This window comes from Streptomyces sp. NBC_01304, assembly GCF_035975855.1.
Classification (GTDB): domain Bacteria; phylum Actinomycetota; class Actinomycetes; order Streptomycetales; family Streptomycetaceae; genus Streptomyces.
In genome coordinates, this window is sequence record NZ_CP109055.1 from 1,070,984 (window position 1) to 1,082,714 (window position 11,731).

Here is an 11,731-nt window from a genome sequence, read left to right on the forward strand (position 1 = left end):
ACACCAATGGTGCAAACAGAACACAGTCGTGAGCGGCACCCGGGGAGGTTGTCACGACCACCCCGGTTCGCCGGGGCCATGGGTCTGGCGACCGCCCTGGCCATGGGCCTGTCGCTGGTCACGGTGCAGTCGGCCGCGGCGGACGAGATCGGCGGCGAGACCTTCATGGGCGCCACGATCGACCAGAGCAAGTGGTACGGAGGTCCGTACACCGAGAACGACCCGACGGGCTGGGCCTGCCTGACCGCGTCGACCGCGACGCCCAAGCCGCTGGAGGGCTGCCAGAAGCACGACGGCATGCCGCCGCCGGACGCTCCGGGCAAGGGCGCGCTGCGGCTGACGTCGAACAAGAAGCTGCAGAACGGCTACGCGATCTCGAAGAACGCCGTGCCGACCAAGGACGGTCTGAAGTTCAGCATCGACTTCGGCATCTACCAGCCCGGAGAGCCCAACGACCCCGCCGACGGCATCGCGCTGATGCTGCTCGACGGCGGTGCCGAGATGCCGAAGAAGTCCGGCAAGAACGGCTCGGGTCTCGGCTATGTCGGGATCAAGGGCGGCTATGTCGGTGTCGGCCTCGATGTGTACGGCAACTTCACCGACTCCCACAATGACGCGGGAGCCGAGGGCGGCCTGTCGGACCGTACGGGCAACTCGATCACCATCCGTGGTGCCGAGGCCACCAAGAACGCGATGATCGCCACCTACAAGTCGGGCCGTCGTCTCGCCCCCTCGGGCGCGAAGACCCGTGAGGAGGCCCGGCGCACGGCGACCCTGGAGCTGTCCAAGGAAGGCGTGATGCGCGTCTTCATCGACTTCCACGACGGGCAGCCGCCGCGCGAGGTCATCGAGCCGGTCGACATCCACTCGATCAAGGGCCAGCCGGCGGTTCCGGACAGTCTGCGGATCGGCTTCTCGGCCTCCACGGGCAACTCCACCGCGATCCACGAGCTGTGGGGCGGCAAGGTCGAGACCCTCGGCCCGGACCTGTCGACCAAGGTCGAGGCGAACGGCACGGTCAAGGCGGGCGAGCCCGCCGAGTTCACCATGACCACCAGCAACAACAAGGCCGCGGGCCCGACCAACGGCGAGGTCACCACCACCCAGACCTTCCCCGAGGGCATCAAGCCGGTCTCGGCCTCCGGTGACGGCTGGACCTGCACCGTCGAGGGCCAGACGGTCACCTGCAAGCGCCCCGGCGACGGCGCGGGCGCGCTGAAGCCGGGCGAGTCGTTCCCGCCGGTGCTCGTGAAGACCGAGGTCGCCAAGGACGCCAAGGGCGACAAGGAGATCACCTCGCAGGCGACGACGCCCGGCGAGTCGCAGCCCAAGCCGGAGACCAGCCCGGTCAGCATCACCCCGGCCAAGGGCCCGGACCTGACGGTCACGACCAAGCCCAAGGGCGACGTGACAGCAGGTGAGCCCGCCGAGTACACCATCGACGTGGCCAACAAGCCGGAGGCCGGTCCGACCGACGGCGAGGTCAAGGTCGTGCGCACCTTCCCGGCGGGCGTCAAGCCCACCGAGGCCGCAGGCCCGGGCTGGAAGTGCGCCATCGACGGCCAGACCGTCACCTGCACCCGCCCCGGCACCGGAGCGGACGTACTGAATCCGGGCAAGAACTACCCGCCCATCACCGTGAAGACCGCCGTCGACGGGGCCGCGGCCGGGGAGCTGGAGGGCACCACCCAGGTGACCACGCCCAGTTCGCCGAACACCACCCCGGTCAAGGACACCACGACGGTCAAGCCGGCTCCGGCCAAGGGGCCGAACCTGAGCGTGGTGACCCAGCCGGTCGGCGACGTCGTGGCCGGCCAGCCTGCCAAGTTCGTCATCGGTGTGGCCAACGCACCCGACGCGGGCCCGACCACCGGTGAGGTGAAGGTGGTCCGCACCTTCCCCGCAGGCGTCAAGCCCATCAAGGCCTCCGGCTCCGGCTGGGACTGCAAGGTCGACGGCCAGACGGTCACCTGCACCCGTCCCGGCACCGGAGCGGACGTACTGAACCCGGGCCGGAGCTACCCGCCCATCACCGTCGAGACCGCCGTGGACAAGGGCGCGAGCGGTGAGCTGACCGGCACCACGCAGGCCGGCACGAACGGCCAGGTCTCCAAGGAGCCGGTCAAGGACACCGTCTCGGTCGTCCCGGCCTCCACCAAGGAGCCCGACCTGACCGTGGTCACCAAGCCCCAGGGCGAGGTCGTCGCGGGCCGGCCGGCCACCTTCCACGTCGACGTCAGCAACGCCGCGGACGCGGGCCCGACCCACGCCGTGGTCACGGTGAAGCGCACCTTCCCCGACGGCGTCGTGCCGAAGGTCGCGCTCGGCGCGGGCTGGGACTGCAAGATCGACGGCCAGACCGTCACCTGCACCCGCCCCGGCACCGGCGAGGACGCGCTGCAGCCCGGCAAGCAGTACCCGTCCATCAAGGTGACCACCGCGGTCGCCGCGGACGCGCCGGAGTCGGGCGAGGGCACCACCACGGTGACCACCGAAGGTGACCCGGACGGCGACAAGGGCGTGCCGGACACCATCACCATCACCCCCGGCGAAACCACGCCCGGTGGCAGCGTGAGCTGCTACGGCGGTACGGCGCGGATCAGCCTCAAGCCGGGTCTCGGCATCGGTGACAAGCTGCAGAACTTCACCGGTTCCGGCACCAGCGGAGGCTGTACGTCCAACGGCTCCTCGCTCCAGCCGACCTCGGTGGAGATCTCGTACAACGCCAGCGGCAACGGGTCCTGCTTCCCCTCGAAGGGCATCCCGAACGGCACCATGACCGGTGTCATGCGCTGGACGGTGAACGGCAAGGTGGTCACGTCCAAGGTGGAGGGCCGCGCGCGGTTCTCCATGTGGGGCTCCGACTTCGACGGAGTCGTCACCGACGGCGCGTACAAGGGCATGAAGGTCCATGGCACCGCCGAATGGGACATCGCCAGCACCATCATTCCCGGCACTGCCCAGTGCATCCTCGGCGGCCACACGGAGGCCTCCGGCACCTGGGCCAAGGTGACGGTGAGCGAGGGCTGACCCTGCGTCTGCGAACGGCAGACATCCCGTAGAAGCGCCGCCGGGGCCTCGATGACGAGGCCCCGGCGGTGCCGCGTGCGGGCGGGCTCTGCTCGGGTCCTCGGGCTTGCCTACCTGCCTACTTGCCTACTTGCCTACCTGCCTACCTGCCTACCTGCCTACCTGCCTACCTGCCTACCTGCCTACCTGCTTACTGGGCGCGTCCCAGGACGCGCAAAAGCGTGCGGGCCGGGGTCGGTTGGAAACCGTTGTCCCGGCCTGCACGCCCATCCCATGTCGCAGCTCGCCTGCGACCTGCCCGCCCCTTCGGTCTGCTGCGTCGTCAGCGGCGTCCGAGGAGGCCGCCGAGCGTCTTGGAGAGGCCGTCCACGAGGCCGCCGGTGGTGGCGCCCGCGTTCAGCTTCAGGCCCAGCGCGGCCGCCACGTCCACGCCGTTCTCCAGCGAGATCACCGACTGCAGGTTGAACAGGGGCCCGCCGCTGATGACGTCCGCGCCCAGCTCCGAGTTGAGCTTGGCCGCGAGCGAGGCGTCGACGGTGACGGGGCTGGCGAACTCGATCGTGTTCGACATGTGGTCGACGTGCTCCGCGTCCAGCGCGGGCGGCTTGTACGTGCCGAGCTTCACTTCGCCGAGGACGCCCTTCTCGCTCGCCAGCGTGGCGGAGATCGAGCCGGCGGAGAGGTCGGTCTTGAGGTCCTTGAGGACGACGGCCGTCTTCTTCTTGATGTTGGTCAGACCGAGGCAGGTCCCCGAGAAGTCCAGCTTGCCGCCGACCTTGTTCGCCTCGCCGGTGGTGCTGCCCTGGGTGATGCCGAGCGTGAACTGCGTGACCGATGGCAGGTAGGGCTTGCCGTCGGCGGCCTTCGGGACCTGGCACTCCGGCGTCAGCTGGGTCAGGACCAGGCCCTTGAGCTTGAGGATCTCGAGCAGCATGGCGTCGAGGCTGATCTTGACGATGCCGCCGTCGACCTTGACCGACTTCTGGCCGGTGGGCGGGGTGGGCTCGGCCGCGGCGGCCGTCGGGACGGCGGAGAGGGTGGCCGCCAGCGCGGTGGTGGTCACGAGGGCGGTGGCTATGCGCTTGGACTGCATGTGCTGCTCCTTGTGAGAGATGCGCACAGAGGTGTACGCACAGTCAGCTAAGAGCACGCTCTGCAACTTCGCGACTCCGGAGCGTACATCCGGAGTACGGTCCACGGGGCGGGACCGTACTCCGGATTCCATCGGGCTCGGCGGCGAGGGCGCGCGAGGTGCCAAGGCGCCCGCGTTCACCCGGCAAGCAGGAAGCCGACGTGCCGTCAAGTCCTCATTACCTCAGGAAACTTGTCGCTTCCAGCCGGAGCCGGGCCGCTCCCCCACCGGCCGACGGCGGGCGCTCACCCCTGGCAGACGGCCTCACCGAAGACGAGGTCGCCCTTGAGGAGCTTGGAGTAGTTCTTGTCCGGGAAGAAGTGGAAGGCCCGGACGGTCAGCTTCTTCCCCTCGCGGATCTGCTCGTTGACGACCAGGTCGCCCATGGCCGGGATCGGGAATCTCGTCTCCTTCGTGGCCAGGTCCAGGGGGTCGACCTTCAGGTCCCCGACCTTGAGCCCGGCGATACCGATGACGGCCTTGGGCTCCTCGCCCTCCTTCACCGTGCAGGACGCCTTGAGCACGTCCGCCTCGATGGGCATTCCCGGGAACTTGATCCACGCCGAGGCGAAACCGCCGGTGTTGGTGAGGGTGCGGGTCTTGGCGTCGTAGTTGCAGGTGGCCGCGAGGCCGAGGACGCCGCCGAAGTCGCCGATGGGCAGGAGGGGCAGCGAGAACTCCTGCTTCTTGGGGTACGAGCACGACCCGAGGGCGAACTGGGGGCCCTGCCATCCGATCGCGGCCAGGTCGATCCGCACGCTTGCCGCCGAGCCCCGCACGCCGCCGACCGGGACGGGCGCCGCGCTGGCACTGGGCGTCGGCGTGGGCATGCCCACGGCCGGCGTGGGAGTCGAGGTGGCGATGCCTGGTGTGGGCGTGGGCATGCTGGGCCAGAGCATCGGCCAGCCGGCGGCAGGCGTGTCCGTGACCGGTGCGGGCGTCGGGGAGGGCGTGGGGGCGGCGTGCGCGGGTGTGCCCTGCAGCAGCAGCGCGGAAGCGGTCACGACGACGCCGGCGGCGAGGGCGGCTGAGACAAGCGGACGGGGGTGCGCCATGGTGAGGTGTCCCTTCTGGACGGGGCGATGAGTGAGCGGGGCATGCCGGAAGCGGCAGGCCGCGACATCGCCCGGTCCTCGCGCGCTCACGCACAGCAGACCGGTAGGTCCGTCGCAGGAAGAATCCTTCCTGGGGTGGGGCCGCCGGTCGCGGTGGGAGCGGCCGTACGAGTCACCTTGCGCTGACCGGGCGTCAGGTCAGGGGCGGCCGAGGCCGAGGGCGGTCATGGCTCCGCCGTCCACCGTCACCAGCGAACCGGTCATGTACGCGGATTCGGGACCGGCGAGGAAACGTACGACCTCCGCGATCTGCTCCACCCGGCCGAAGGCCCGCATCGGGATCTGCTTCTTGATGGAGCGTCCGGTCTCGCCCTCGGTGAGGGGGGCGACCAGGTCGGTCGGCGTGAACCCGGGCAGGACGGCGTTGACGCGGATGCCGAAGCGGGCGGACTCCATGGCGCAGCAGCGGGTGAAGGCGTTGACCGCGCCCTTGGAGGCGGAGTAGTTGGCCTCGCCGATCCAGCCGCGCTCCCCCATGACCGAGGAGACGTTGACGATCGCTCCCGAACCCTTCGCCATCAGGTGCGGCAGCACCGCCTTGGTGCAGTTGAAGACGCCGCCGAAGTTGACGCGCATCACGTCCCACCAGTCCTGCGGCCCCATGTTGTAGATGAGGCCGTCCCGGGACACGCCCGCGTTGTTCACGAGGATGTCCACGTCGCCCAGTTCGTCGATGACGCGGCGGACCAGCTCGGTCGCCTGCTCGTGGTCGGAGACGTCGCCGGGCACGGCGATCGCGCGAACTCCGCTGTCCTCGTCGGCCAGTTCGCGTGCCAGGTCCTCGGCCGGGCCCTGGGACGAGAGGTAGTTGACGGCGACGGACGCGCCGTCCTCGGCGAGGGCGCGGCAGATGGCCGCGCCGATTCCGCGTGCGCCGCCGGTCACCAGCGCGGTCTGCCCCTTGAGTCTCATCACGCTCGTCCTTCGTGGTCGTGGTCGTGGTCGTTGTCCTGGTGGTGGTTGTGGTCCGGGTCCGGCCCCTGGACCGCGATGCTGATGTGAGTGCCGCCCAGCGAGGAGCTGTTGACGAGGGCGGGGGCGCCGCCGCGGCGGACGTGGTGCAGGGCCAGGGCGAGGGTGAGTGCCGCGCCGGCTCCCATGGGTTCGCCCAGGACGCGCTTGGGGCCGTGCAGGGGCGGCGTACCGGCGTCGGCGAACAGCCGGTCGAGGGCGGCGGATTCGGCGCGGTCGGCGGCGTCGAGGCCGGCCGCGGCCAGCCATACGCCGCCCAACTCGGCGGCGTCCAGGGACGCGTCGTGCAGCGCGGCGCGCATGGCGCGCTCCAGGCCGCGCCCTCGCGGGTCCCACAGCCGTGCCTTGCTGGCGTCGGACGCCATGCCGTATCCCAGGATGCTGCCGAGCACGTGCGCGCCGCGGGCGAGCGCGGCCGAGCGGCGTTCGAAGACGAGCGCGACGCTGCCCTCGGCGAGCACGAACCGGCCGTCCGGCGGCGCTCCGACAGCGCGGGGGGAGGCCGCCCCGGCGTCCGCGTAGGCCCGGGCCACGTACGGGGTCAGGGTGTCGGTGACCGTGCACAGGACGGCGTCGGCGTGCCCGGCGGCGAGCAGGTCCGCGCTGTGCCCCACGACGGCGGCCCCGGTGGCGTGGCCGACCGACAGGGTCGAGGTCGGGCCGCGCAGCCCGAGGTGCAGGGCGATCTGGCCGGCCGCCTGGTTGTAGACGGTGTTGGGGAAGACGCTGGGATCGGCCGCCCGTACGCCGTCGTCGAGGACCGGCAGGGTGAAGCGCTCCAGTGCCTCCGACGGTCCGGTGCCGGTACCGAAGACCACGCCGACCGGGCGGGCGGCCGCGCTGTCCGGTTCGAGTCCGGCCGCGGTGAGCGCCTTGGCCGCGGTGACGACGCTCAGGATGCCCAGTCGGTCCATGCGGCGGCGGTCGCGGCGGTTCAGGTGGGGCTCGGGGTCGAAGTCGACCCGGGCCAGCCGCATTCCGTCCTCGACTGCTCCGGGCTCACTGCCCTGTTCGTACGCCGCCCACAGAGCCGCCACGTCGTTGCCCGACGGCATGGTCACCGCGACGCCTGTGACGACGATGTCGTCGAGGAGCGGGAGCGGTGGGCGGTGGCCGCGCGGTGCCAGGACGAGTGCCGCGTTGGCGCCGCCGAAGCCGAAGTTGGTCGACACGGCGACGCCCGGGGCCATGGGCCGGGCATCGCCCGGGACGTAGTCCAGCGGGCAGTCCGGGTCGGGCGTGGTGTAGCCGGCGGTGGGCGGGGCGACCTGTTCGGCGAGGGCGTGCGCGGTCACGATGGCCTCCACCGCCCCGGCCGCGCCCAGCAGATGGCCGATCGTCGCCTTGGTGCTGCTCACCGGTGTCCGGCCGGCCCGTTCGGGTCCGAGCACCCGCAGCAGGGCCCGGCTCTCGGCGGGGTCGTTCTTCGCCGTGCCGGTGCCGTGCCCGTTGACGTACGCGATGTCGCGCGCGGCCACCCCGGCGTGGCGCAGGGCGGCACGGATGGCGGCCTCCGCGCCCTCGCCCTCCGGGTGCGGGGCCGTGGCGTGGAAGCCGTCGGCGGACAGGCCGTACCCGGCCACCTCGGTCAGTGTGCGCAGCCCGCGCCGCTCGGCCAGGTCGGAGCGGACCAGGACGAGCATGCCGCTGCCCTCGCCGAGCGAAAGGCCCTCGCGGTCGGCGGAGTAGGGCCTCGCGGGTTGTGCCGCGAGCGCCTGCAGTGCGTTGAACCCGGCGAAGATGACATCGCAGAACGCGTCGGTGCCGCCGACCAGGACGGCCTCGGCCCGCCCGTGGCGCAGCAGGTCGGCGGCGAGGCCGATCGCCGTACTGCCGGACGCGCAGGCGGTGTTGACGCCGAGCACGGCTCCGCGCAGGCCGAAGGCGGCGGCCACCGACTCGGCCAGCGCCTGGGGCGTGACCATCTGGGCCAGGAGCGGATCGGGGGCCTCGCCCGCGTGCACCGCGCGCATCCACTCGCGCGCGGAGCGCAGCCCGCCGTTGCAGGTGCCGAGGACGACGGCGAAGTGCTCGGGGTCGGCGAGGTCCGGCGGCAGTGCGCTCAGCGCCTCTTCCGCAGCGACGATCGCCAGGTCCAGGGCCCGTTCGCGGAATTGGGCGGGCCGGCGGTAGGCGCGCCCGTGCCGGTGCACCGGGGTGTCGACCTCGCCGCCGAGCTTGGTGTCGAGTCCGCTCATGTCCACGCCCTGGACGGGCCGGATCTCGACGCGGCCCGCCCGGGCGCCCTGCCACAGGTCGCGGGCGGTCGGCCCGAGGGCGGTGACCGCGCCGACACCCACGATCGCGACGCCCGGGGCTCGCGGTTGCTCCGCGGGCGCGGGCGCCTGCGGTTCCGCGTGGTCGTCGGCCGTGCGGCCGGGGGCTGGGTCGCTGTTCACGGGGTCCTCCGGTCGCCGATCGGGGTGTTGCTCATGGGATTGCCGCTCATGGGATTGCTGCTGATGGGGGTGCCGCTGGTGGGGGTGCTGAGTACCAGGGCCGTCTGCTGCCCTTCCAGGCCCCGGGCGAGGGACACGGTGTGGCGCAGCGGCAGTTCGCGGGAGTGTCCGGGCAGCCAGTCCAGGGCTCGGCACCGCGGGTCGGGGTCGGTGAGGTTGAGGGTGGGCGGCACGGCGCCGCTCTCCAGGGCCAGCGCGCACACCGCGGCGTTGAGGGCGCCCGCCGCGGCGCCGAGGTGGCCGAGCGCGGGCTTGACGCAGCTGCCCACCGCGTCGGGTGCGGGGCCCAGCGCGCGGGTGAGCGCGCGTGCCTCGCCGAGGTCGCCGCATGCGGTGGCGCTGCCGTGTGCGGCCACGTAGTCGATGTCGGTGGGACTCAACTCGGCCTCCCTCAGCGCCTGTTGGACGGCGGCGGCCAGGGCGCGGCCGTCCGCGTCGGGAGCGCAGGGGCGGCCGTCCGCGTCGGGGGCGGGCAGCCGGCTGCTCGCCCGCGTGGCGGCGAAGCCGCGGATTTCCGCGAGCACGGCTGCCCCGCGGCTGCGCGCCGCGGTGAGTTCCTCCAGGACGAGGAAGGCGGCGCCCTCGCCGGGCACGAAGCCGTCACGGCCCTGGCCGAAGGGGCGATAGGCCTCGGTGGGCGCGTAGTTGCGGGTGCTCATCAGGCCCAGGCCGTCCGTCTTGGACATGACCCACCACGAGGCCGCGTCGTCGAAGCCGCCCGCGAGGACGACGTCCGACTCGCCGCGCGCGATCGACCGGTAGCCGCGCCCGACCGCGGTCGCGCTGCTGTCCGCCGCACCGTGGAAGTAGGCGTTGGCGCCCTTGAAACCATGGGCGTGGGAGAGGTGGAACAGCGCGGCCGACTGCAAGCCCTCTACGTAGTACAGGGGATGGAACGCGCTCGTCGCCCGCTCGCCGAGCAGGGCGAAGTCGGCGCGGCCGTCCTCGGCGCGCGCCGCGAGGCTGCCCTCCAGGAGGTGTTCCGGGTTGGAGATCTCCTTGGCGCCGCCCGCGTAGACCGCCGAGCGCTCGGGCGCGTAGGGCGTCGAGCCCGGCGACAGGCCCGCGTCCGTCATGGCCAGCGCGGCTCCGGCGATCGCGAGGCGGTCGCCGTGTGTCGTCATGCGCAGCTCGCGTCGGGTGGCGTACCGCTCGGGGGCGAATCCGTCGAGTTCGGCGGCGATGCGGGTGCGCAGCGACGAGGCGTCGTACGCGCGGATCGGCCCGATGCCGCACCGCCCGTCGAGCAGCCCCTTGAAGGTGTCGGCCCGGCCCTCGCCGAGGGCGGTGAGGACGCCGATGCCGGTGACGGCCACCCGGCGCCTCATGTCCGGGCCTCCGCGGCGCGCACGACGAGGCAGGCGTTGGTGCCGCCGAAGGCGAAGGCGTTGACCAGCGCGGCCCGGACGCGGTGGCGGCGTGCGTGCAAGGGCACGTAGTCCAGGTCGAGTTGGGGGTCGGGCCGGTCGAGGTTGAGGGTGGGCGGGATCAGGCCGTGCCGGATGGCCCCGAGGGCCGCGAGGAGGTTGACGCCCGCGGCGGCCGAGGTCAGGTGTCCGGTCATGGACTTGGGTGAGCTGATGGGAACGTCGTACGCGTGACGGCCGAAGACGTCCTTGATGGCGGCGGTCTCGCTCACGTCGTTGCCGGGGGTGCCGGTGCCGTGGGCGACGACGTAGTCGATGGCGTCGGGGGCGAGCTCCGCCTCGGTGAGCGCGCCGCGCATCGCGGCGCTCGCGCCGCCTCCGTCGGGCGGGGAGTCGGTGATGCGGTAGGCGTTCAACGTCGAGCTGTAGCCGGTGAGTTCGCCGTGCACTCTGGCGCCGCGGGCCAGGGCGCGGTCGTAGTCCTCCAGGACGACCATCACGGCGCCCTCCCCCACGACGAAGCCGGACCGTCGGGCGTCGAAGGGGCGGGAGGCCTGCTGCGGGGTGTCGTTGAAGCGGTCGGTGAGGGCGCCGAGGAGGCTGAATCCCAGGACGTCCATCCAGGTGGTGAGGGCGTCGAAGCCGCCGGCCAGCATCAGGGCGCAGTCGCCTTCCTGGATGTGCCGGTAGGCCTCGCCGATGGCGTGCGCGGCGCCCGCGCACGCCGTGCTGAGGCTGATCAGCGGGCCTCGGCAGTCCGCGGAGTCGGCGATGGCGGCGGCGCCGGCGTTCTGGCTGCGCAGCGCGACGTCGGCCGGGGCCTGGCGGTAGAGCTCGCGGTGGTCGCTGGAGATGATCCGCTGCGACATGTCGATGAGTTCCTGCAGCGGCGGGCGGCCCACCGTGCCCGCGATGGCCGCGCCGCGCTCGTAGGGGTCGACGTCGATCCGGTCGCCGCCGGCGTCGCGCAGGGCCTGACGTGCGGCGGCGACACCGAACCGGGCGGCGCGGGACAGCCGGCCGTCCCGGCCCACCTCGCCCGCACCCTCGCCCTCGCCCTCGCCCTCATCGAAGCCGCGTACCTGACCGGCGATGCGTACGGCGAATGTGGAGGCGTCGAACGTCGTCAGCGGGCCGATGCCGCTGCGCCCCTGGGCGAGGCCCTGCCACGTGTCCGCGGCCGTGTTCCCCAGCGGGGTGACGGCGCCGATGCCGGTGATGGCGACGCGCCGCTTCACACGGCACCCCCATGGACGAGGACCACGCTGGCGATGGCGTAGTCACCGGTGTGGGACAGCGAGATCTCCGCTGCGACGGGCTCGCCGGATTCCGTGGTGCGGGAGGCCCCTCCGGTCAGCCGCAGCGTGGGGCGGCCGAGCCTGGTGTTGACGACCTCGACGTCGGTCCAGCGGCAGCCGGGGCCCACCCCGGTGCCCAGCGCCTTGAACGTCGCTTCCTTCGCGGCGAACCGTGCCGCCAGATGTATGTAGCGGTCGCGTCGGCAGGCACAGTAGTCGCGCTCACGTTCGGTGAAGATCTCCCGCTCGGCTGCGGGGTTGTCCTCCAGCAGCCGGCGCACCCTGGCGACGCGCACCAGGTCGACTCCCACGGCTATGGCCATCTGGCACCTCCTTCCCGGGATAGAGGAGGCGAGGG

At 72.2% G+C, this 11,731-nt stretch carries 8 protein-coding genes; 1 reads left to right on the top strand and 7 read right to left on the bottom strand.

Features of this window, described 5'->3' with window-relative positions; translation table 11 throughout:
- Window positions 1-78 precede the first annotated feature (78 nt).
- Window positions 79-3,030 (top strand): lectin-like domain-containing protein, encoded by a 2,952-nt coding sequence (locus OG430_RS04725; protein WP_327351126.1) that lies wholly within the window; start codon window positions 79-81, stop codon window positions 3,028-3,030.
- A 322-nt stretch (window positions 3,031-3,352) separates the two neighbouring features.
- Here the strand turns inward: OG430_RS04725 and OG430_RS04730 are convergent, their stop codons facing one another.
- The 7 genes from OG430_RS04730 to acpS all read right to left on the bottom strand — a co-directional run bounded on the left by OG430_RS04730 (window position 3,353) and on the right by acpS (window position 11,696).
- Window positions 3,353-4,123: a hypothetical protein gene (locus OG430_RS04730; RefSeq protein WP_327351127.1), complete on the bottom strand. Its 771-nt coding sequence runs from the start codon at window positions 4,121-4,123 to the stop codon at window positions 3,353-3,355.
- Between the two features lie 284 nt (window positions 4,124-4,407).
- Entirely contained in the window at window positions 4,408-5,217 is an 810-nt protein-coding gene (locus OG430_RS04735; RefSeq protein ID WP_327351128.1) for a choice-of-anchor P family protein, read from the bottom strand.
- A 198-nt stretch (window positions 5,218-5,415) separates the two neighbouring features.
- Window positions 5,416-6,189, bottom strand: a complete 774-nt coding sequence (locus OG430_RS04740) for a 3-oxoacyl-ACP reductase family protein (RefSeq protein ID WP_327351129.1) — start codon at window positions 6,187-6,189, stop codon at window positions 5,416-5,418.
- Complete coding sequence (locus tag OG430_RS04745; RefSeq protein WP_327351130.1) at window positions 6,189-8,648, bottom strand: beta-ketoacyl-[acyl-carrier-protein] synthase family protein; 2,460 nt, start codon at window positions 8,646-8,648, stop codon at window positions 6,189-6,191. Before OG430_RS04745 ends, OG430_RS04740 begins: the two co-directional genes overlap by 1 nt.
- Window positions 8,645-10,036, bottom strand: a complete 1,392-nt coding sequence (locus tag OG430_RS04750; protein WP_327351131.1) for a beta-ketoacyl-[acyl-carrier-protein] synthase family protein — start codon at window positions 10,034-10,036, stop codon at window positions 8,645-8,647. The genes OG430_RS04745 and OG430_RS04750 overlap by 4 nt, the downstream gene beginning before the upstream one ends.
- Window positions 10,033-11,313 (bottom strand): beta-ketoacyl-[acyl-carrier-protein] synthase family protein, encoded by a 1,281-nt coding sequence (locus tag OG430_RS04755; protein ID WP_327351132.1) that lies wholly within the window; start codon window positions 11,311-11,313, stop codon window positions 10,033-10,035. The genes OG430_RS04750 and OG430_RS04755 overlap by 4 nt, the downstream gene beginning before the upstream one ends.
- Window positions 11,310-11,696 (bottom strand): holo-ACP synthase, encoded by a 387-nt coding sequence (gene acpS, locus OG430_RS04760; protein WP_327351133.1) that lies wholly within the window; start codon window positions 11,694-11,696, stop codon window positions 11,310-11,312. The genes OG430_RS04755 and acpS overlap by 4 nt, the downstream gene beginning before the upstream one ends.
- Window positions 11,697-11,731: the final 35 nt, after the last annotated feature.

Bases quoted from the DNA above. Each gene is read 5' to 3' on its own strand.
- OG430_RS04740 (WP_327351129.1), bottom strand. From the start codon at position 6,189: ATGAGACTCAAGGGGCAGACCGCGCTGGTGACCGGCGGCGCACGCGGA.
- acpS (WP_327351133.1), bottom strand. From the start codon at position 11,696: ATGGCCATAGCCGTGGGAGTCGACCTGGTGCGCGTCGCCAGGGTGCGC.
- OG430_RS04725 (WP_327351126.1), top strand. From the start codon at position 79: ATGGGTCTGGCGACCGCCCTGGCCATGGGCCTGTCGCTGGTCACGGTG.
- OG430_RS04730 (WP_327351127.1), bottom strand. From the start codon at position 4,123: ATGCAGTCCAAGCGCATAGCCACCGCCCTCGTGACCACCACCGCGCTG.
- OG430_RS04735 (WP_327351128.1), bottom strand. From the start codon at position 5,217: ATGGCGCACCCCCGTCCGCTTGTCTCAGCCGCCCTCGCCGCCGGCGTC.
- OG430_RS04750 (WP_327351131.1), bottom strand. From the start codon at position 10,036: ATGAGGCGCCGGGTGGCCGTCACCGGCATCGGCGTCCTCACCGCCCTC.